Origin of the sequence: Corallococcus sp. RDP092CA, from assembly GCF_041903675.1 — a bacterium.
Lineage (GTDB): Bacteria > Myxococcota > Myxococcia > Myxococcales > Myxococcaceae > Corallococcus.
This window is the reverse complement of sequence record NZ_JAYESI010000019.1, coordinates 66,237-88,591: the sequence shown is the minus strand read 5'-3', so window position 1 is coordinate 88,591 and position 22,355 is coordinate 66,237. Positions and strand designations below refer to the sequence as shown.

Sequence of the window (22,355 nt, the reverse complement as noted above, 5' to 3'; positions counted from 1 at the left end):
TCAGGGCAGGGAGCACGCGCATAGAGTGTCGCGCCATGTCCCCTGTCTCCGCCGCCCGGCCGCATGCTCCCCTGAGGTCCCGTCCGGACGGGGAGGGCGCGCGATGAAGCGCCGGACGTTCCGGGCGGAGGGGGCGCACGTCGGGCGCGCGCTGGTGGAGGCGGTGGCGGCGGAGCTGGCGCTGCCGGTGGTGGACGTGCGGCGGCTGGTGGACGTGGGGGCCGTGTACGTGGCGGGGCGGCGCGCGCGGGATGGCGCCGTGAAGCTCCAGCCCGCGCAGGTGGTGACGGTGGTGCTGGAGGAGGCGGGGCAGAGCCCGCTGGAGGCCGTGAGGCCCGCAGCGCCCTTGCGCGTGCTGTTCGAGGACGCGGACGTCATCGCCGTGGACAAGCCCGCGGGCCTGAACGCGCAGCCCACGGAGGGGCGCGTGGGCGGGAGCCTCGTGGACCTGGTGAGCGAGCACCTGGGGCGGCAGGCGGGGCTGGTGCACCGGCTGGACCGGGAGACCTCCGGGGTGACGGTGTTCGGCAAGACGGCCGCCGCCACCTCCGCGCTGGCGGAGGCGTTCCGGGAGGGCACCGCGCGCAAGCGGTACCTCGCGGCGACGGGGCCGGGGCTCCCGGCGGGCGGGACGGTGGACCTGCCCCTGTCGAAGGACCCGTCGCGGCCGGGGCGCTGGCGGGCGACCCGCGCGGCCAACGGCGTGCCCGCGTGGACGGACTTCCGGACGCTGTTCGCGGGGGAGGCGTTCAGCCTGGTGGAGCTGCTGCCCCGCACGGGTCGTACGCACCAGCTGCGGGCGCACCTGACGGCGCTGGGGAGGCCCATCCTGGGGGACGCGCGCTATGGCGGCGCGGCGAGCGCGGGGCCCCTGAAGGCACCGCGCTGCCTGCTGCACGCGCACGCGCTGGAGCTGGGCCATCCCCGCTCGGGCCGGCCGCTGCGGTGGGAGGCGCCGGTGCCGGACGACCTGCGGGCGTTCTTCGAGGCGGCGGGGGTGCGCGTCCCGGAGGGGCCCATCGTGGCGGTGGGAGCCCCCTGAGCGTCTGGAAGGCCGGGGGCTCTTCGCGAGCGCGGACGGAGTGCCCCCGTCGCGCGCATCGTGTGTAGACTGGGGGCTTCATGGGTGGCGGGAGACACGGCAAGGGCCCACGGACACCGGAGTCCTCCCTTCGCGGACCGGGGATGGACTCGCGAGGCGAGGACGTGCGCGGCGCGGTGGCCCAGGTCTGCCGGGATGCCGCCCGGCTGCTCCGCGAGGGGCAGGCGGCGCGGGCGTACTCCGGCCTGGTGTCCGCCAGCCGCTCCCTTCCGATGACGCCCCGGCTGGCGGCGGTGCTGGTGCGGTGCTCGCTGAGGGCGGGCACGGAGCGCGCCGTCATCACCCTGCTGGACGCGGCGATGGTGACGGAGCGGGGCGAGGTGCGCCGCGCGGTCCGTCGGCAGCTGTCGCGGGTGTTGCGGCGCACGGGGCAGGAGGCGCGCGCCGCGGCGGTGCTCAACGGGCTGTTGATGGACGCGCCCGACGACGCGCGGGCCCGCTTCGTGCTCGACGTGCTGCGCGAGCGGGTGGCGAAGGCGAAGGAGGCGGCGTCGCGGCAGCCCCCGGCGGAGGACGACGAGTCCCGGACGAAGACCGTGGAGGTGTCCGCGCTGGCGCTGTCGGATCCGGAGCTGGGGAACACGGTGGTGGAGATGCCGGTGGTCTCCGTGCCGCCGCCGCCGCCACCGGCGTGGACGCCCCGGGCCGACACGGTGCAGGTCCCGCTGGGAGAGTGGGCGAACCCGGGCCGGACGACGGCGCGAGGACCGGAGTTCCCCTGGGATGACGACGGGCCGGGCAAGGCTCGGGTGGCGACGCCGCCGCGCGGCGCGAGGTCTGTTCCAGAGCCCGCGTCGTCCGTGGCGGTGGTCTCCAGCGCATCCGCCGAGGCACGCGGGCCCGAGGAGAAGCCGGCGGCGGGTGAGAAGGCGCCGGACCGGGGGCGTGCTGGCGATGGGGCGCAGGCGCTGAGCGACCAGGGCACTGCCGCGTCGGGTGCGTCGTCGCCAGCGGGGACGATGAAGGTCCTGTCGTCTGAGGATGCGGCTCCGATGGCTGCTGGTGAGGCTTCGTCCGCGGATGCGGCGCCGAAGTCTGAGCGTGGTGTTCCCGCCTCAGGAGCCGTGCAGGAGTCGTCGAGTGCTGTCGGCACGTCGGCAGGGCCCCGAGACGCGGCGCTAGCGCCCGAGGGCACCCCTGGCGAAGCGAGCGCACCGTCGCCCACGGTTGGGCGGCAGAGCAGTTCGTCAGCGGCAAGCACTGAAGATGCGCCTGAACGCGCCGCTGCTGCGCGGGGAACGGCCTCGTCCTCGGGTGTTCCTGAGCACGTCGTCGCGGCGTTGAGCGCGTTGCTGTTGTCGGACGCGTCATCCTCGCCTGAGCGTGCTGGGGCGGCATCGAACGCATCGTCGCCCACGGACGGTTCTCCGGCGTCTGCGCACGCTGTAGCGGCAGCGAACGCCTCGTCATCCGCGGACGGCTCCGCGGCGCTTGAGCACGGCACCAAGGCGTCGGGCGCGACGCTGTCGGTGGATGCGGCACGCTCGTCCGAGCACACCGATGCGGCAGCAGCCTCATCATCGCCAGGGGGCGCGACGCGGACGCCTGAGGCCGTGGCCGCTGTGTCGAACGCTTCGCCAGGGACGGCCGCGGCACCCGAAGTGAAGGACGTTGCGACGACGACCGAAGCGGCAGCGTCGGTGGTGCAGTCGCCTGAAGTGAAGGCTGTGCCGCTGGAGACCGAAGCGAGCGCCGTCACGGCGTCGGACACCTCGACCCATGATGGAGTGGCGTCCTCCGAGGAGAAGGCTGTTGCCGCCCGGCCCTTGTTCGAAGCGACGCAGGTCTTCGGCAAGAGGCTTGAGGATGCATCGCTAGACGATGTCGCACAGGCCCTCGACGAAAAGCCCGCGTCACCGCCGCGCTCCCAGGAAGCACTCGCTGCGGTAACGGAAGCGCCCTCGAAGAACGCCAGTCACGACGAGCTGGCGTCGGCGCGTTCACCTGGAGCCGTGCTGGTCCCGGGAGCGCCTTCCAAGGCCATCGACGAGGACGCATCGACGTCGGAGGTCATCCCTCCGCGTCCGACCGGGCCTGAAGCTGATGCCCAGGCGAAGGCGTCTGCCGAGGACATATCGACGTCGGAAGTCCTCCCTCCGCGTTCGATTGGACCTGAAGTTGGCGCTCAGGCGAAGGCATCTACCGAGGACATATCGACGTCGGAAGTCCTCCCTCCGCGTCCGACCGGACCTGAAGCTGATGCCCAGGCGAAGGCTTCTACCGACGACGCATCGACGTCGGAAGTCCTCCCTCCGCGTCCGATTGGGCCTGAGGCCGATGCTCAGGTGAAGGCCTCTGGCGAGACCGCATCGACAGCGAAGCAGGCGCCTCTTCGCGAGCCGGATGCGTTGCTGGTGCCTGGTGCTCCCTCGAAGGCTTTTGACGCGGATGAAGCGACGTCGGAAGTCATTCCGCCGCCTGCGACCGATGCCGCCACGAAGGCTCCGGCTACAGGCCCGTCCGCGGTACGCAGCGCTGCTCCGCATGCCGCCAACGCCGTGCTGGTGCCGGGGGCGCCAGCGATGGCGTTCGACGACGAAGAATCGACGTCGGAGATCATCCCGCCCGAGCGCGCCGAAGCGGAGAAGGACGCCTCCGCGGCAACGCCCCCCCGTGACGAGAAGCCCGCCGCTCCGAGACGGGCCTCTGTCCTGGTCCCCGCCACCTCGAAGCCTGCGTTCGACGAGGACGAAGCGACGTCGGAAGTGGTCCTCCCGCAGTCGGCTGCCGCCACGCCGGACGCCTCCCCCGCCGCGCCCAAGCGCACCCCGTCGGTGAAGTCCTCCGAGCCCGCCGCGCCCCCGGCTCCGGATGCCTCCTCCGCGCGCACCGCGGAAGAGGGGGCGGAGCGGGCGCAGTCGCAGCGTCAGGAGGCGCAGCTCATCGCGCGCCGTGCGTGGCGTGAGCTGGCCCAGCTGTACCTCAAGCGCGCGGACCGCGCGAAGGACGCCCCCGAGCGCGCCGAGGCCCTCACGCGGCTCGCGGAGGTGATGGAGAACGAGCTCCAGGACTCCGCGGGCGCCGCGCGCATGTACCGGGAGATCGTCGAGCTGACCGGCGAGCGCACCGCGCTGCGTGAGCAGGTCCGGCTGTTGTCCCAGCGCGAGGACGCCTCCCTCGTGCGCCGTGCGCTCGATGACGCGATCTCCCGGGCGAGGACCTCGCGGGCCCGCGCCGTGGCGTTGCTGACGCGAGGCGAGCGGCAGCTGAACATGGGCAACGCCGCGAAGGCGCGCGAGGACTTCGAGGCGGCGGATGCGCTCGTGCCCGGGATGCTGCCCGTGCTCGCGGGGCTCGTGCGCAGCGTCTCCGACGAAGAGCGCTTCGCCCAGGTCGAGCGGCTGCGCGCCGCCTGCGCCGCCGCCGCGCGCCGCACACCGGATCGCCTGGAGGCGCTGCGGGTGCTCGCGCAGACCGCGGAGGAGTCCCTGGGTGACCTGCGCATCGCGCAGTGGGCCTGGGCGGAGGTGCTCGCGGAGAACCCGGACAATGATCAGCCCCGGGAGCACCTGCTGGCGCTCGCGCGTCGCCTGGGCGACCTGCCCGCGCTGAGCGCGTTGCTGCACGCGCAGCTCGCCCGCGAGCCTCGGGGGCCAGCCGCGCGCAAGGCGCACCTGGAGCGGGTCGCCACGCTGGAGGCGATGGGCGATGCGGGCGCGGCCCTGGCGGAGCTGCGTCAGGCCGTGCGCTTCGAGCCAGGGCACAAGGAGGCCTGGCTGCTGCTCGCGGACCGCTGCACTGAACGCGAGCAGTTTGGCGAGGCCGCCTGGGCGCTGGAGAACGCGGCCACCGCGACGGAGGACGACGAGGAGCGCCAGCACACGTGGGAGCGGCTCGCGCTCTTCTGCCGCGAGGTGCTGAACAACACCGAGAAGGCTCGCCTCTACGCGCGCCGCGCCGAGAGTCTGCGCAAGTCCCGCGAGCAGCGCGCCCGTCCGCCAGCGCCGGAGCCCGCGCGTCCAGCGCCAGCGCAGGCCGTCGGGGTGCCGCCGCCGTCGGTGCTCGTGGCGCCACCGGTCGCCACGGGGAGGGTGACCGCGAAGCGCAAGGACCTGTCCGACGAGGTGACGTCCAACACGGACGTCCCGTCGCTGCTTCAGGCCGAGGAGGCTGCGCCCGGGAAGCGCGTGTCGCGGGCGAAGGACGGCGCGGGCCGGAAGACCTCGGTCTCCTCCAACGCCGTTGCCGGGACCGATGTCTCGGGCGAGGGGAAGCGTGGGCGTGCGGAGGCTCGGAGTGCCGCGGCCGACCGCGCGCCGCGGAAGGAGCCAGGACGCGCCACGGGAGCTTCTCCGGACGTGCCGCCCTCCACGAAGGCCCCTTCCGGGAGCCACGCTCCGGTCGCGGACACCGCCGCGAATCCGCGCAGGGGTGACGCGGCCAAGGCCGCCGCTGCACGAAACGCGTCGGGAGGAGAGACCGTCCAGGGAACGGAAGCGCAGCGTCGCCCCGCCGCTGGGAAGACCCTGGTGGGAAGCCCTGCCTCCCTCGCGGATACAGCACCCGGTGCGGAGGTTCCTCTCCCGCCGAAGGCACCCTCGGGACGTCACGCCTCCGTGGCCACCACCTCGGCCGCCACGGAAGCCTCACGGCAGCCCAAGGTACCCTCGGGTCGTCATGGTTCCGTGAGCACCGCAGTCCCCACCACGGAAGCCTCACGGCACCCCAAGGCACCCTCGGGTCGTCATTCGCCGGTTGGCCCTGCATCGTCCGCCACGGAAGCCTCACGGCAGCCCAAGTCCCCCTCGGGTCGTCGCGTTTCCGTGGCGGCCACCTCGTCTGCCACGGAAGCCGCTCGGCAGCCCAAGGCCCCCTCGGGGCGTCACGCCTCCGTGGCGGCCACCTCGTCTGCCACGGAAGCCGCTCGGCAGCCCAAGGCCCCCTCGGGTCGTCATCCGTCGGTCGGCCCAGCATCCTCCGCCACGGAAGCCTCACGGCAGCCCAAGGCTCCTTCGGGTCGTCACGTTTCCGTGGGCACCACGTCGTCCGCCCCGGAAGCCTCACGGCAGCCCAGGTCCCCCTCCGGCCGCCACGCTCCCGTGGGGGCCACGGGCGCGGATGCGGTCCGCCAACCGAAGTCGCCCTCCGGCCGCCATGGCTCGGTCGCGAGCACGTCGCAAGACGCGGAGCCACCCCGTCGCGCCGCGTCCACGAAGGCGCCCGTGGAGGGGCCCGTCTCCCTCGCGGAATCCGCCCCCGCGCCCAGCGGCATGTCCCGGGCCGCGAAGCCGCGCGCGGCGAGCACCACGGCCCAGGAGCCCACCTCCACGCCGGGCGACGCAGTCGACCGCAAGCCGCGAGCCGCCGCTGGACCTCCGAGCGAAAGGACCACGGCCTTCGGCGCACCGCTCGCTCCGGACGCGGAGCCCGAGGCCCGCAAGGCCGCTGCCCCCGAGGAGAGCACCTCCCAGCAGGCCTCGGCCCGGAACAAGAACGCGGGCACCCAGGTCCGCGAAGCGCCCTCCCGCGTGGAACGCGCCCCTCGCGCCGGCCACGCGCCCCGGGTCGCGCTGTCCGCCAGCGGTGTGGAGCCTCCCTCCGCCCCGCGCGCCCCGCTGTCCGCCAGCGGCGTGGAGCCGCCGGCCGCCGCGCCGCGCGCCATGGGGGGCACCTCCTCGCGACCCGCCGCCCCCAAGGGACGCGGCGGCCCCGAAGCCCCTCCCGACATCCCCTTCCTCAGCCAGATTCCGTCGGAGGACGAAGACGAGGACGCCCAGGAGCTCGGCGCCGGGCCCGTGGAGGCCACGAGCGTCATCGCGTGGGAGGCGCCTCCCGGCCGCATGGACCCCGTGCGCCGCATCCACCGCGCGGGCCGCCCCGAAGGCACCGTCTCCGGCCCGGCCCCCACGCGCCCGCAGGCCGGAGGCCGCCCCACCGTCGGCTCCACCGAGACCCGCGAAACACCCGCCGCCACTCCAGACGCGGCGCCCCCGGCCGACGCCACCTCCGCGGAGCCGCTCGTCTTCAAGCTCGTGCGCGAGCGTCCGCTCGACCCGAAGCCCTACCGCGGCCTCGTGGACCACTTCGAGCAGCGCGGTGACGCCACCCGCGCCGCGCTCATGCGCGAGCTCGCCGACGCCCTGGAAGGCCGCGACGCCCCCGCGCCCCGCGTGCAGCGCGGGACCCTCACCCATCAGGAGCGCGCCGGCCTGCGCCACCCGGGCCTGCGCACCCCGGCCGGAGAGCTGCTCGCGTGCGTGGGCATCGCGCTGTGCCGGCTGTTCCCGTCGCCCGCGCGCATCGCCAGCACCTCCGAGCCCCTGCGCGCCTCCTCCGGCCCCGGCGCCGCCGCCGTCCTGGACGCGCTGAACACCGCCGCGCGCCTGCTGGGCGTGCCCCTGCCGGAGCTCGTCGCGGGCGACGACGACACCGCCAACATCACGCCGCTGCACACCACCACCCCGCGCCTCGTCGTGGGCCGGCTCCTCGTGCAGCAGCCTCCCACCAACGCGGAGCTGCGCTTCCACGCCGGCCGCGCGCTGTTCTCGCTGTCGCCGGACCTGCTCGCGCTGCGCGCCCTGCGCAAGGACCACCTGCTGCGCGCGCTCGCGCTCCTGTCCTCGGTCCTCAGGAACCCCAAGGACGCCGGCGACGACGCCCGCGTGGTGCGCGAGTCCCTGTCCCCCAGGGCCCTGGAGCGCGCCGCCCTCCTGATGGAGCCCGGCACCCGCGACTTCGACGCGACCCTGCTGGTCGCCGCCGCGCGGGACTCCGCCAACCGCGCGGGGCTCGTCGCCTGCGGAGGCCCCGGGCCCGCGCTCACCGCGCTCCGCGCCCGCCGCCCGCACGAGTCAGAGCTGGAGGAGCTGGTCCGCTTCGCCGCCTCCGAGCGCTACCTCGCCCTGAGGGATCCCGCCGAAGCCGCCCGCGGCCGCTGACGCCTCACTGCACCAGGAGCCGCAGCGTGAGCGCCAGCATGCGCCCGTTCAGCCCGCCCAGGTCGTGCTGGTACGCCAGGTCCACGCCGCCGCCCCCGGGCGACATGAAGCCCGCGCCCACCGTCAAGCGCGACACCTTCTGGAAGCCGTCGTACGTGTAGCCCGCGCGCAACGGAATCGTCTGGTCGAGGATGTACTCCGCGCCCGTGTTGTACGTGAACACCGCGGAGTCGCGCGTCTCGAAGTCCCCGCGCACGTCGAAGGCCACCACCACCGCCGGCCCCACGTAGGCCGCGTGACCGGAGAAGTAGCGCGTCAGCTCCACGTTGTCCGTGTCGATGAGGTTGTGCCCGGACACGCCCAGCGTCAGCTGCTCGCTCAGCCGCAACAGCAGGCCCGCGTCCATCGTGATGGAGTTGGCGAAGCGCGACTGCCCGTTCAGCCGCAGGTAGTGCCCCGACAGGCCGATGAGCAGCGACTGCCCCAGCGGCAGCGCCGCGGCCAGCGTGCTGAAGCTCGACTTCGTCCGCGCCCCGCCGCGCCCCAGCGACAGCCAGTGGTAGTCCACGCCCAGCGCCAGCCGGCCGCTGCTGGAGTCCGCCAGGCTGATGCCCAGGTACCCCTCCTTGTTCCGAGGGTCGTATGCCCCCGTGCCCTCGATGCGGTAGGCCGGGAACAGCGCCATCGCCGCCGGATTGCCCAGGAGTGCATCCGCACCCAGGCCCGTGGCCCGGTAGGCGTTGCCCATGCCCAGGGAGCGTGCATTCGCGACGTCGCGCAGCTCCTCGGCCCGTTCGGGGGTGGCGGCCTGGGAGGCGAAGGGGAGCACGGACAGCGTCAACGACAGGACGGCGATGATGGCACGGAGCGGCATGGCTTCAGGGAATCTATCCGGCTTGCTGGGGTTCTGGGCCACCAATAGATTCCCCGCCCCATGTCCTCCACCGACACGAAGGCAGCGAAGCTCATCCGCAAGTGCGTCATCCCCGCCGCCGGTCTGGGCACCCGTTTCCTCCCGGCCACCAAGGCCGTGCCGAAGGAGATGCTGCCCATCGTCGACACACCCACCCTCCAGTACATCGTGGAGGAGGCCGTCGCCGCCGGCATCGAGGACGTCGTCGTCATCAACGGCCGCGGCAAGGGCGCCATCGAGGACCACTTCGACATCGCCTTCGAACTGGAGACCACGATGCGCGCCCGCGGCAAGACGGCGGACGCGGACAAGCTGCGCGCCATCGCGAACCTGGTCCGCATCATCAGCGTGCGCCAGAAGGAGCCGCTCGGCCTGGGCCACGCGGTGCTGTGCGCCAAGAGCGTCATCGGCGACGAGCCCTTCGGCGTCCTCCTCGGCGACGACATGATCGACTCGCCGGAGGATCCGGGCATCGGCCAGCTCGCGCGCGTCTACCAGCAGCACCAGCAGGCCGTCATCGCGCTGATGGAGGTGCCCGACAGCGAGACGCACATGTACGGCATCGCCGCCGGCAAGGACCTGGGCAACGGCGTCATCCAGATCGACCACGTGGTGGAGAAGCCCAAGAAGGGCACCGCGCCGTCGAACCTGGCGGTGATTGGCCGCTACGTGCTGCCCCCGTCCATCTTCCCCATCCTGGAGAAGCAGACCACGGGCGTGGGCGGCGAAATCCAGCTCACGGACGGCCTGGCCACGCTCCAGAAGACCGAAGGTCTGCTGGGCTACAAGTTCCAGGGCCAGCGCTACGACGCCGGCGACAAGGTGGGTTACCTCAAGGCGAACATCGCCTATGCGCTGAAGCGCCCTGACCTGCGCGGAGGGCTCCTCGAGTACCTGCGCGAGGTCGTCAAGACGGAGAAGCCGTGAAGCGTCTCATCGCCGTATCCGCAGTCCTCGCCTCCCTCGCCGCTGGCGCCTACGTGCTGCCCGGCGGCTCCATCCTGCGGCGCATGGCCAACGCGCGGGAGGAGAAGCACCTGGCGGCCTTCCGCGTGGAGGGCTCCGTCATCTTCTCCTCCACGGGGGTTCAGGAGGCGGGGGCCGCCCTCAACGTCCCCACGGACCGCCCGGAGCTCCAGGGCGACGGCGTGCTGTCCGTGAAGATTCCGGGCCGCTGCCGCTTCGACGTGAGCTCGCCCGACAGCAGCCTCAAGTCCGCCACCGTGCAGGTCTCCGGCAGGAAGCGCGTGGAGGGCAAGGAGCTGCCCGCCGTGTCCGTGCTGGTGGCCCAGGTGTGCGCCCTCCTCGCGCAGGACGCGGGCAGCGCGCAGGACACCCGGGTCGCCCAGGAGGCCTACCTCCAGGGGCTGGGCGTCAACACGAAGGTCACGTCGCTCGCGCGCTTCGGCGGAGACGTGGCCTACGTGCTGGGAGACCCGGCGGAGGGCAAGCCCCAGCTCTGGGTCTACAAGGAGAGCTTCCGGGCCGCGCGCCTGCGCTACACGGACACGGCCGGGGCGGCCTGGGACGTGCGCTTCCTGGACTACGCCTCGCCCGCCACCGGGGACTGGATGCCCCGCACGGTGGAGGTGTGGAAGGCGGGCCAGCGCGTGGTGCGGTTCACCGCGCTCAAGGGCGACAACCGCTCGGCCGTGCCGGACGCGCTCTTCAAGTAGCCGCCGTGTCGATTCGCTTGCGGCGGGCGGGACTGACGGTGAAAGTCCCGCCCGTTCCAGGAACGGGATTCCCCCGATTCCTGGCGCGGAGGCGATTCGCATGAAGCTCTATGGCAACCCGATGAGCACGTGTACCCGCAAGGTCCTCACCGTCCTGGCGGAGAAGGGCCGTGAGGCCGAGTTCATCCACATCGACCTGCAGAAGCACGAGCAGAAGTCGCCCGCTCACCTCGCGCGCCAGCCCTTTGGCGTGGTGCCCGCGCTGGAACTGGACGACGGCTTCATCCTGTACGAGTCGCGCGCCATCGCCCGCTTCCTGGACCGCACCCTGCCGGGCCCCCAGCTGACGCCCAGGGACGACAGGGGCTACGCGCTGATGGAGCAGTTCATGGGCGTGGAGCAGTCCTACTTCTCCGGCCCGGCGATGAAGATCGTCATGGAGCGCTTCTTCGGCACCCACAACGAGGAGAACATCGCCAAGGGCCGCGAGGGCGTGAAGCGTCCGCTGGAGGTCATCGACGCGGAGCTGGCGAAGCGGCCGTACCTCGCGGGCAATGACTTCACGCTCGCCGAGGTCTGCTGGGCGCCGTACATGGAGTACCTCTTCGCCGTGGGGGAGAAGGACCTCGTGGCCCCGTACAAGAACGTGATGGCCTGGTGGGACCGCGTGTCCAACCGCCCGTCCGTGAAGAAGTCCCACGGCCGCTAGTCCCCTCGCATGCCCCCTGCCTTCCGCGCTGGACGCGGAAGGTGCCTCGGGCCTCTTTTCCGCCCCCTGTCTCTTCCGGGGCGGGAGGGGCCCTTCGCGCTTCCCAGGGGCCCGGAATGTCAGACGCCCGGGGCACAGTGGATCCCGGGTGCAGGACGGGCGGGCCGGGGAAGTCAGCGGCAAGAGGGCGGTCATGGAGCAAGAGCACTTCGCGCTGGGTGGTTTTCCGCAGGGGCCGTCGGATGCTCCCTCGCGCGGTTCCCTTCCGTTGCGGACGCGGCGTGCGGAAGTGGGAAGGGACGTGGCGCAACGGGAGCGCGCCGCTACAGTGCGCCCCGCCGTGAGCGCCACCCCTGCCCAACTTGCGTCCGTCGCCGTGGGACGCCCCGTGCGCGGGGAGTTCACCTACCTGGTGCCGGAGGCGCTCTCGGAGAAGCTCGCCCCGGGCCAGCGCGTGCTCGTGCCCTTCGGGCGGGGCATGGCGCTGGGCTTCTACCTGGGGCCCGCGAGCGCGCCCGTGGAGGGCGGCGTGCGGCTCAAGCCCATCCAGCGCGTGCTGGAGGACTCGCCGTCCCTGCCCGCGGACCTCATCGCGCTCCTGCGCTTCACCGCCGAGCACTACCGCTATCCGCTGGGCGAGGTGATCCGCGGCGCGCTGCCGCCGGGCCTCTCCACCGCGGTGGATGAGAAGGAGGCCAGGCCGGACATCCAGTTCTTCGTGGAGGCGCTCGTCGCGGAGGTGCCCCCGCAGCTGGCCCGGGCCCCGGCGCAGGCCGCCGTGCTCCAGTACCTCCTGGCGGTGGGCGGGCGCGCGCCGCTGGAGGAGGTGACGCACGCCATCCCCGGCGCGCGCGAGACGCTGAAGAAGCTGGCCACGCGCAAGTTCGTGAAGTGGGTGGAGGTGACGCTCCAGCCCGGCGTGCGCGAGGGCCTGGTGCAGAACCGCCCGGACCGCCTCACCCCGGAGCAGGACGCGGCGGTGCGGGAGCTCCAGGCCTCCATCGACGCGGGCGGCTTCCAGCCGTACCTCCTGCACGGCGTCACCGGCAGCGGGAAGACGGAGGTGTACCTGCGCGCGGTGGAGCACACGCTCGCGCGCGGCCTGGGCAGCCTGGTGCTGGTGCCCGAGATCGCGCTGACGCCGCAGCTGGTGGGGCGCTTCCGCAGCCGCTTCGGCGGGGACGTGGCGGTGCTGCACTCGGGGCTGAAGGACCGCGAGCGGCTGTTCCACTGGCAGGCGCTGCGCAAGGGCACGGTGAAGATCGCCGTCGGCGTGCGCTCGGCGGTGTTCGCGCCGGTGGAGCACCTGGGGCTCATCGTCGTGGACGAGGAGCACGACCCGTCCTTCAAGCAGGACGAGAAGCTGCGCTACCAGGCGCGCGACCTGGCGGTGGTGCGCGGCAAGCAGGCCGGCGCGGTGGTGGTGCTGGGCTCGGCGACGCCGTCCCTGGAGACGCTCCAGAACACGCGCTCCGGCCGCTACAGGCTCATCGAGCTGAAGAACCGCGTGGACGACCGGCCCATGCCCTCCATCAACCTGGTGGACCTGCGCGTGGAGCGCCCGCGCGAGGGCCAGGTGACGGAGGAGGCGCCCATCCTGAGCCCGCAGATGCTCCAGGCCATGGAGGAGACGGTGGCCAAGGGGCAGCAGGTCATCCTGTTCCTCAACCGCCGCGGCCACAGCACCATCCTCCTGTGCGAGGTGTGCGGCCTGTCCCTCAAGTGCCACGACTGCGACGTGTGCATGACGCACCACCGCTCCCAGAACCGGGTGGTGTGCCACTACTGCGGCGTGGCGTTCCCGGTGCCGGACCACTGCCGCGAGTGCACGGGCCCGCTGCTCAAGCTCGGCATCGGCACGGAGCGCGTGGAGGCGGAGGTCCTGGAGCGGATGCCGCACGCCCGCGTGGCGCGGCTGGACCGGGACTCCGCGACGAGCGCGGAGAAGCTGACGGAGCTCCTGGCGTCCTTCGCGCGGCGTGAGCTCGACGTGCTGGTGGGCACGCAGATGGTGGCCAAGGGGCACGACTTCCCGGGCGTGACGCTGGTGTGCGTGGTGATGGCGGACACCTCCCTGGCGATTCCCGATTTCCGAGCCGCCGAGCGGACCTTCCACCTGTTGACCCAGGTGGCGGGGCGCGCGGGGCGCGGAAAGGACCCGGGGCGGGTGTTGGTGCAGACCTACAACCCGGACGCGGAGCCGGTGAAGCGGGTGCTGGCGCACGACTTCGACGGGTTCTCCAAGCAGGAGCTGGAGTGGCGCAAGGCGCTGGCCTATCCGCCCTTCGCGCGCATGGCGGCCGTCCGGCTGGAGGGGGAGCACCCGGAGCAGACGGCGGGCGTGGCGCGCTTCCTGGGGAACCTGGTGGGGCGGCACATGCCGCCGGCGTCGGCGGGGGTGCGACTGCTGGGGCCGGCCCTGGCGCCCATCGCCCGCATCCGGGGCAAGACGCGCTGGCAGTTGCTCCTGAAGGCGCCGACGCATGCGGCGCTCGCCCCATTGCTCGCCCGGCTGGAGGCGGCGTTGGCGGATGTCCCCCATGGGGTGAAGGTCGTCATCGACGTGGATCCCGGGGCCATGCTGTAGACTCCCCGGCTCCCCCATGGGCGCCTCGGTCCTCCTCGTACACGACGACATCGCCACCATCGCCGCGGTCCGGCGCCTGCTGTCCCGCGAAGGGCACGAGGTCATCCTCGCGACCTCCGCCGCGGACGCGCTCATCGCCTTCGGGCATCACCTGCCGGAGCTCATCGTGCTCGCGCCGGGCGTGGAGAGCGGGCGCGGGCACGTGGTGCTGGAGGAACTGGTGCTGCACCCGGACGGCCACAAGGCGCGGGTGCTGCTGCTGAGTGAGGCCATCGAGGGCTTCAGCGCGCCGGTGGCGCCGCTGCCCCTGGACGGCCCCAGCTTCGTGTCGCTGGTGGACACGTTGATCCGCGCGCCGGCGGAGGCGGACGGCTGGCGCGTGGTGGAGAACCGGACGCTGACGGAGCCGGCGAAGGGGAGCGCTCCCTCGGACGAGGCCTGGCACGTGACGTCGCCGCGCTCGGTGGGCGGAGACCCCGCGCTGGCGAACGCGCTGTTCGGGGACCTGGCGCCGCTGAACCAGACGGACTGGGAAGTGGCGGCGATGACGCGCGAGGAGCGCAGCGCGCACGCCGTGAGCCAGCAGCGCGAGCGCGGCGCCAACCTGGCGGTGAACGCCGCGCTGGAGCAGGCGCACCTGGAGGTGGAGTCGGAGGCGATCGCGTCCATCGACTCCGCGCTGTCGGTGGGCACGAAGTCGCATGAGTCCGGGGCGGAGGAGGAGGGTGACTCCGGAGATGCGTGGGGCGAGGAGGATCCGGACGAGAGCATCGGCTCCGAGTGGGACGGGGAGCCGACGGGCGCGGAAGCGGCGGCCGAGGGCCGTTCGCCGGAGGCGCGCACCACGCTGCGCTTCCCGTTCCCGAACCAGGAGGGCGCGGAGGATGCGCCGCCGGAGGGGAAGCTCGCGTTCCGCGAGGAGCGGCTCACCCCGCCGGGGCTGAAGCCGGTGAAGCCCGCGCCGAAGCTGGGGGACGAGGGGTTCTTCGACGTCGACTCGGACGAGGACGGCGGGGCGGCGAAGGCCTCGGAGCCGGACGGCTCGGCGCCGCTGGCGTGGAAGGAGCTGGAGCCGGATCCAGAGCTGGAGGCGCGGACGTCGCCGGGCGGCGTGGGAGACCCGGACGAGACGGACTTCGGCTCGGTCGCGGACGACGTGGCGGCGGCGGAGCGGGCAGGGGTGGCGCGGGAGGAGGAAGCGGCGGATGCGCCCTCCGAGCCGACCGAGGCGACGGAGGCAGATGCGCCCTCCGAGCCGACCGAGGAGGAGCTGGCGGCGGCCGGCCTGTCGAACTGGGATGTGCTGGAGGCGGAGCTCAAGGCCTCCGCCGAGGCGCGCGAGCGGGAGGACTCCGAGGCCGATACCTCGAAGCCGGTGGGCTCGGACTGGTTCGACTCCGAAACCGTCGACGAGGTGAAGCCGGAGGGGGACAGGCCCCTCCAGTGGGCAGAGCCCACGAGCCCGGCGGAGGATGCACGCGCGAGCGGCGATGCCGCGAAGCCGGGCAAGGCAGTGGAGTCGAGCGAGGGTGTCGCGTCGCGTGCGAATCCGGAGAGGCCGCTGCGAGTCGCGGCCCGCGTGCCGCTGCGCTCCTCGGGCAAGGCCCCGGTGGGGGTCGTGGTCGCCGGTGGCACCGCGGTGGGGCCGAGCGACAAGGCCGGAGTGGCGGGGGCAGTTGGAGCGTCCGCGCGTCCTCCCAACGAGCCGGGAGCCAGCGGTCCCTCGTCACGTTCGGGCAGTGAAGCTGGAGCGGTTGTCGCGGCAGGGGAGGGGGGGGCGTCCACGCGGCCTGGTGCTGAGCCGGAAGCGGGCGATGCGACGGGCACGAGCGCCGGAGGCACTCCCGCGAGCCCGGGTGACGAGCCCGCAGCGGGCGCCGCCCCGTCGCGCGAGGAGCGCACGGACAACCGGCTGGAGGTCCAGGCCCCATCGTCGGTGCTGCTGGCGCCGGGGGGCCTGCAACGGGCGACCCGGCCGCGTGCCCAGGAGCAGGACGAATCCACGCCATCACGCGCGGACGCCGCCGCGCCGGCGTCGGAGCTCGCCGCGGAGCTGGAGTCGCTGCGAGAGGAGCTCGCGATGGCCCACGCGGCCATCGAGGAGGCGGAGGCCCGGGCCGCGGACGCGGAAGCCCTGGCCGAATCGGAGCAATCGCTCCGCGTGGAGCTGGAGGAGCGCATCGCGGGCGAAGCGCGAGCACGGGAGGACGCCCGACTCCAAGCGGACGCCGAGGTGGAGGCACGGAGCGCCGTGGAGGTGAGGGCCGAGGCGGAGGTCCACGCTCGCGTCCGGGCCGAGTCCCTCTTGAAGCAGGCCTCGGCGGCCCATGCGGCCTCGGAGGTCCGGGCTGTCTCCGCGACGGAGGCCTTCGCGGAGGTCGAGGCCCGGCTCGCCGCGGAGGCCGGCGGTCGCGTGGATGCCGAAGCGCGCGCGGAGGATGAGGAGCGCGCCCGCCGCGAAGCCGAGGCCATCGCGGAGATGGTCCGGCTGGAGCTCGCCGAGCTCGAGAATCGCCTCGCCGCGGCGGTCCAGGCGCGCGAGGAGGCCGAGGCCCGCGCCCGTCAGGAGGCGCAGACGCGCGAGGAGGCCGAGGCCCGCGCCGAGCTGGAGCAGGCCGCGCGCGCCGACGTGGAAGCGCGGCTCGAAGCGGAGACGGAAGCGAGGCTCGCGGCCGAAGCCCGGGCGGAGGCCGAAGCCAAGGCCCGCGAGGCCGCGCGCGCCGAAGCCGAGCAGGCGCATGGCCACGACCCCTCGGAAGCCGCGCTCCGTGCGGACCTGGAGGCCCGGCGTGCCGAAGCAGAGGCCCGTGCCGAAGCGGAAGCGAAGGCCCGGACCACCGCCGAAGCGAAGGTGAAGCACTCCGCGCAGGCGCTGTCGCTGGTGGAGGTGCGAGCCCACCAGCTGGCCCAGTCACTGGCCGAGTCCGAAGCGAAGGCGAAGCAGTCCGCGCAGGCGCTGGCCCAGGCGGAGGCGCGGGTGCAGCAGGCCACGCAGGCGCTGGCCGAGTCCGAGGCGAAGGCGATGCAGTCCGCGCAGGCCCTGGCGCAGGTGGAGGCACGGGCGCAGCAGCTGGCGCAGGTGTTGCTCCAGGGCGAATCCAAGGCCAGGCAGGCCGCCCAGGCGGTGAGCCAGGCGGAAAGCCGCGCTACGGAAGCCGAGGAGGCCCTCGCCGCCGCGGAAGCCACCGCCGAACGTCTGGCCGAGGCGGAAGCCCGGGCCACGAAGGCCGAGGAGGCCCTGCTCGAAGTCCAGGCCCGAGCGGAAGAGGCAGAGGCGGCGAAGCTACAGAACGAGGCGCGGTTCGCGGAGACCCTGAGCCAGGCCAACGCCCGGATGGAGCAGCTCAAGCAGGCCCGCCAGCGAGCCGAAGCCAAGGCCGCGCAGCCCGCCGAAGCCCTGCTCCAGTCGGAGGCCCGCGTGGAGCAGTTGACGCAGGCCCTGACGCAGGCCGAAGCGCGAGCCACCGAGGCCGAGAAGGCCCTTGCCGACACCGCCGAACAGCTGAAGCAGGCGCGGGCCGAAGCCGAAGCGCGCGCCGAGCAGCTCCAGCAGCTCCAGGCTGAATCGGGGAACCGCGAGGACCAGCTCACCCAGTCCCAGGCCGAAGCCCAGGCCCGCCTGGAGCAGCTCATCCAGGCCCGCACGGAAGCGGAAGCCCGAGCGGAGCAACTCGCCCAGGAGCGAGCCGAGGCAGAGGCTCGGGCGGAGCAACTCGCCCAGGAACGAGCCGAGGCAGAGGCTCGAGCGGAGCAACTCGCCCAGGAACGAGCCGAGGCGGAGGCTCGGGCGGAGCAACTCGCCCAGGAGCGAGCCGAGGCAGAAGCGCGAGCGGATCAACTCGCCCAGGAACGAGCTGAAGCAGAGGCTCGGGCGGAGCAGCTCACCCAGGAACGAGCTGAAGCAGAGGTCCGGGCGGAGCTGCTCGCCCATGAGCGAGCCGAAGCAGAGGCCCAAGCGGATCAACTCGCCCGTGAGCGAGCCGAGGCAGAGGTCCGAGCAGATCAACTCGCCCGCGAGCGAGCCGAAGCAGAAGCCCGCGCAGATCAACTCGCCCGCGAGCGAGCCGAAGCAGAAGCCCGCGCGGAGCAGCTCACCCAGGAGCGAGCCGAAGCGGAAGCCCGCGCGGAGCAGCTTGCTCAGGCGCTCGCCAACGCGGAGGCCCGAGCAGAACAGCTCGCCCAAGCACGCACGGAAGCGGAATCCCAAGCAGAGCAGCTCGCCCAGGCGCGCACGGAAGCGGAGGCCCGCGCGGAACAGCTCACCCAGGCCGAGGCGCGCATCGAGCAACTCACGCAGGACCTGACGCAGGCCCGCGCCCGTGAGGAAGAACTCGCGAGGACGCAGTCCGAGCTCCAGGCCCGCGCGGAGCAGCTCACCCAATCCCTCGCCCAGGCGGAGTCTCGCGCGGAGCAGTCCACGCACGACCGCACGGACGCGGACGAACAGGCACGGACCCGCGTGGCCGAGGCCGAACAGGCCCGCGCCGAAGCACAAGCCAGCGCCGAGCAGCAGCTCCAGGCCCGCACCGCCGCGGAGGCCCGGGCCCTCCAGGCCGAGGAGAAGGCCGCCGAAGCCATCGCCAGGGCCAAATCCGAAGGTCGGCTGCGCACCGTGCTGGAAGTCCGCCTCGACTCCGAGGCCCGCGCCCGCCAGGACCTCGAAGCCCGCCTCGAAGCCGAATCCCAGGCCCGCACCGCCGCGGAAGCCCGCCTCGCCGCCGAGACCCAGGCGCTCGCCGAGGCCGAAGCCCGCGCCCGCTCCGAATCCACGGACCTCACGCAGGCCCGGGCCGCGCTGCAAACCCAACTCGACCAGCTCAAAGAAGAGCTCACCCGCGAGCGCGAAACACGCACCCGGCTCGAAGCCGAAGCCGTCGAACAGCGCCTCCAGGCGGAACGGGAGCGCCAGGAGCTCGAAGCCCGCGCCCAACGGGACGCGGAGGAAGCCGCGGCCCAGGCCCGCGCCACGCTCATCCCGCTCGAATCGCCCGGTCGTCCGGAGATGGCGGTGGCCCGCAGCGGCAGCCTCACGCAGGAGGGCCTCGCGCGCCTCATCCTGCGGCTCTGCGACGCGCGCATGGAGGTGCGCCTGGAGCTCAAGGTGATGAACGCCTTGCGCGTCCTCTGGCTGCGCGACGGAGCCCTCGTCGGCGCCGCGTCCTCCGCGCAGGGCGAGTCCCTCATCGACCGCGCCCGCGCGGACGGCCTCATCGACGCGCGACAGGAGGCCGAGCTGCGGCTCGTGCGCAGCGCCACCACCGGCACGCTGCTGGAGGCGCTGCGCGGCCGCGGCTACGTGCGCGAAGCCGAGTCCGTCCCCCTGGTCCAGCGCTACACCGAGCAGGTCTTCCTGGACGCGCTCGCCGAGCCCTCCACGCTCTACCGCCTGGTGCCGGAGCCCGCGCCCCACGAGGTGGCGCTCGCCGCCGCCACGCGCCCGCCGCTGCACCTGCTCGCGGAAGGGCTCCGCAACACGCTCACCGCCGAGTCGCTCCTGGACGCGGCGGGCTCCCTGCGCGCCCAGGTCTCCCGCGGCGACGCGCACATGGCCCCCGAGGACTTCGGCCTCTCCGCCCGCGAGCTCCAGCTCCTCCAGGCCGTGGACGGAGAGCGCACGCTGGAGGCGCTGCTCCTGGGCTCGGGCCTGCCACAGGACAGCGCGCTCAAGGCGCTCGCGGTGGCGCGGACGCTGGGCCTCATCGCGCTGCACCCGCCGTCGGAGGACGCCCGGGGCGACCTGCCCCCGGAGCTGGACGTGCACCGCCTGGAGGCCAAGTTCGAGGAGATCCAGGACGCGGACTACTTCACCGTGCTGGGGCTCGCACGCTCGGCTGGCAGCGAGGAGGTCAAGCGGGCCTACGCGCTGCTCGCCGCGGAGTTCCACCCGCTGCGCTTCGCCGGCCATCCGGACCCCGCGCTCCAGCACCGCGCGCAGCAGATCCGCGCGGTGTTGACCGAGGCCGCCCGGGCCCTGGGCGACGACCGTCTGCGGGGCGAGTACGCCCGTAATCTGCTCGACTGATGCCCGGTGGAACGGTTGCCCGTCGCGGTCCGGAGGGGTTAAGAGTCCCCTCCATGGTTCGCGAGATTCTCATCTGGCCCGACCCCATCCTGAAGCAGAAGGCCAAGCCGGTGGCGAAGGTGGACGACAAGGTCCGCGCGCTCATCAAGGACATGTTCGAGACGATGTACGCCGCCGAGGGCGTCGGTCTCGCCGCCCCGCAGGTGGGCATCCTCCAGCGCATCATCGTCCTGGACACCCGGCCGCAGCAGCCGGAGTCCAAGCCCCTCGCGATGATCAACCCGGAGCTCGTCTCGCTCGAAGGGGAGACGACCTACACGGAGGGCTGCCTCTCCATCCCCGGCGAGGCGGAGGACGTGGACCGCGCCGCCATCGCCACCGTGCGCTACCTGGACGAGGACGGCCAGGAGCAGACGCTGCGCTGTGACGGCCTGCTGGCCATCGCCGTGCAGCACGAGACGGACCACCTGGACGGCACCGTCTTCGTGGACCACGTCTCCACGCTCAAGCGCGAGTTCATCCGCAAGCGCATGAAGAAGCTCAAGGCCTCGCGCGAGCAGGGCTCCTCGGCGTCGGCCTAGGCCTTCGCGGTGGCGCGCACGCCCTTCTTCGGGCACCTCGCCGCCACCACGCAGGAGCCGCAAGCGGGCGAGCGCGCGAAGCACGTGCGCCGCCCGTGCCACACCAGCAACTGGTGCCCCAGCGTCCACCGCTCGCGAGGCAGCAGCGCCTGCAGGTCCTTCTCCACCTTGTCCGGGTCCTCGTGGGTCGTGAAGCCCAGCCGGTACGCCAGCCGCTTCACGTGCGTATCCACGGGGAAGGCCGCGTCGCCGCCCAGGTGGATGCACACCACGCCCGCCGTCTTCAGCCCCACCCCCGGCAGCTGCGCCAGCGTGTCGCGCGTCAGCGGCACCTGCCCGCCATGCTCCGCCACCAGCGCGCGCGCCGTGGCGACGATGTTCTTCGCCTTCGCGCGGTACAGCCCGCAGGTGCGGATGAAGGGCTCCACGTCCGCCGGCTCGACGCGCGCGTAGGCCTGCGCGTCGGGGAAGCGGGCGAACAGGGCCGGGGTCACCAGGTTGACGCGCTTGTCGGTGCACTGCGCGGACAGGATGACGGCGACCAGCAGCTCCAGCGGCGTCCGGTAGTCCAGCTCGATGCGGGCGTCCGGCATGGCTGCCTCCAGACCGTCCAGGACCGCCACCGCGCGCTGCCGCTTCTCCGCCACTGTCTCTCGCCGGGCCACGCGGGCGTTGTATGTCACGGGGCGGCCCCGCCCAAGCGCCATGGTGGGGCACCCACCTCCACGCAGCGAGGAGAACCATGAAGCCCATCGACTTCCGCTCCGACACCGTGACGAAGCCCACGCCCGCCATGCGCAGGCTCATCGCCGACGCGGAGGTGGGCGACGACGTCTATGGCGAGGACCCCACGGTGCGCCGGCTGGAGGAGCGCGTGGCGGAGCGGCTCGGGTTGGAGGCCGCCGTCTTCGTCCCCTCCGGCACGCAGGCGAATCAAATCGCCATCGGCGCGCACTGCCGCCCGGGCGATGAGGTCCTCACGGAGGAGGGCAGCCACATCCTCCAGTACGAGGGCGGCGCGGTGCCGGCGCTGTGGGGCGTGCAGCCGGGCCCCCTGCCGGGCGAGCGCGGCCTGCTGAAGCCGGAGACCGTCACCGCGGCGGTGCGCGAGGACAACGTCCACAACCCGCGCACGCGCCTGCTGTCGCTGGAGAACACGCACAACCGCGGCGGCGGCACGGTGTGGCCGGTGGAGCGCTTCCGCGCGGTGGTGGAGGAGGGGCGCAAGGCCGGGCTCGCGGTGCACCTGGACGGCGCGCGGCTGTTCAACGCGGAGGTGGCGGCCGGGAAGCCCGCCTCCGCGTGGGCCTCGCTGACGGACACGACGTCGGTCTGCTTCTCCAAGGGCCTGGGCGCGCCGGTGGGCTCGGCCCTCGCGGGCCGGGCGGACGTCATCCGCGAGGCGCGGCGGCTGCGCAAGCGGCTGGGCGGCGGCATGCGGCAGGCAGGCCTCCTCGCGGCGGCGGCGCTGTACGCGCTGGAGCACCACGTGGAGCGCCTGGCCGAGGACCACGCCAACGCGCGCCGGCTCGCGGAGGGCCTGGCCCAGGTGCCGGGCGTGAAGGTGGACCTGTCGCGGGTGGAGACGAACATGGTGTTCGCGGACCTCGTGCGTCCGGCGGCGGAGGCCTCCGCGCTGCTCCGGAAGCAGGGCGTGCTCGCCAACCCCACCGGCCCGCACTCCCTCCGCCTCGTGTGCCACCTGGACGTGTCCGCCGCGGACATCGACGACGCCCTGGCGCGCGTCCGCCGGGCCTTCGCCAGCTAGCGGACGGTCCCTCGGGACCCGGGGACAGGCTCCCGCCACGCCAGGTGCGGACCGCACGCACCTGCGCGCCGGGCGCGGCGAATGATCCACGGCGGGGAACAGGTGGACGGCCCGGGGCG

Annotated in this window: 11 protein-coding genes; 9 read left to right on the top strand and 2 right to left on the bottom strand. The window is 73.3% G+C overall.

Features of this window, described 5'->3' with window-relative positions:
* Positions 1–103 precede the first annotated feature (103 nt).
* Positions 104–1,042 carry an RluA family pseudouridine synthase gene (locus tag U8525_RS20885; protein WP_374268039.1) on the top strand — a complete coding sequence of 313 codons (939 nt, stop codon included), beginning with the start codon at positions 104–106 and terminating at the stop codon, positions 1,040–1,042.
* 143 nt (positions 1,043–1,185) lie between these two features.
* The gene (locus U8525_RS20880) at positions 1,186–7,980 is read left to right on the top strand and encodes a hypothetical protein (protein WP_374268038.1); all 6,795 of its coding nucleotides are present in this window, start codon (positions 1,186–1,188) and stop codon (positions 7,978–7,980) included.
* Positions 7,981–7,984: 4 nt separating this feature from the next.
* On the opposite strand, the gene U8525_RS20875 is transcribed toward U8525_RS20880, so the two are convergent.
* On the bottom strand, positions 7,985–8,854 hold the full coding sequence (locus U8525_RS20875; RefSeq protein WP_374268037.1) for a hypothetical protein: 870 nt from the start codon (positions 8,852–8,854) through the stop codon (positions 7,985–7,987).
* 60 nt (positions 8,855–8,914) lie between these two features.
* Between U8525_RS20875 and galU the strand changes: the two genes are divergently transcribed.
* The 6 genes from galU to def all read left to right on the top strand — a co-directional run bounded on the left by galU (position 8,915) and on the right by def (position 20,468).
* On the top strand, positions 8,915–9,820 hold the full coding sequence (gene galU, locus U8525_RS20870; protein WP_374268036.1) for a UTP--glucose-1-phosphate uridylyltransferase GalU: 906 nt from the start codon (positions 8,915–8,917) through the stop codon (positions 9,818–9,820).
* On the top strand, positions 9,817–10,569 hold the full coding sequence (locus U8525_RS20865; protein WP_374268035.1) for a hypothetical protein: 753 nt from the start codon (positions 9,817–9,819) through the stop codon (positions 10,567–10,569). The genes galU and U8525_RS20865 overlap by 4 nt, the downstream gene beginning before the upstream one ends.
* A gap of 100 nt (positions 10,570–10,669) precedes the next feature.
* Positions 10,670–11,278, top strand: coding sequence for a glutathione S-transferase family protein (locus tag U8525_RS20860; RefSeq protein ID WP_374268034.1), 609 nt, complete (start codon positions 10,670–10,672; stop codon positions 11,276–11,278).
* A 193-nt stretch (positions 11,279–11,471) separates the two neighbouring features.
* Positions 11,472–13,865: a primosomal protein N' gene (gene priA / locus U8525_RS20855; protein WP_374268033.1), complete on the top strand. Its 2,394-nt coding sequence runs from the start codon at positions 11,472–11,474 to the stop codon at positions 13,863–13,865.
* A gap of 16 nt (positions 13,866–13,881) precedes the next feature.
* Entirely contained in the window at positions 13,882–19,887 is a 6,006-nt protein-coding gene (locus tag U8525_RS20850) for a response regulator receiver protein (protein WP_374268032.1), read from the top strand.
* Between the two features lie 53 nt (positions 19,888–19,940).
* Positions 19,941–20,468 (top strand): peptide deformylase, encoded by a 528-nt coding sequence (gene def, locus U8525_RS20845; protein WP_374268031.1) that lies wholly within the window; start codon positions 19,941–19,943, stop codon positions 20,466–20,468.
* On the opposite strand, the gene nth is transcribed toward def, so the two are convergent.
* A complete protein-coding gene (gene nth, locus U8525_RS20840; RefSeq protein WP_374268030.1) occupies positions 20,465–21,175 on the bottom strand; it encodes an endonuclease III in 711 nt (236 codons plus the stop codon). The two genes, def and nth, sit on opposite strands and share 4 nt — an antisense overlap.
* A 35-nt stretch (positions 21,176–21,210) precedes the next feature.
* Between nth and ltaE the strand changes: the two genes are divergently transcribed.
* A complete protein-coding gene (gene ltaE / locus U8525_RS20835) occupies positions 21,211–22,236 on the top strand; it encodes a low-specificity L-threonine aldolase (RefSeq protein ID WP_374268029.1) in 1,026 nt (341 codons plus the stop codon).
* The last annotated feature ends 119 nt before the right edge of the window (positions 22,237–22,355 follow it).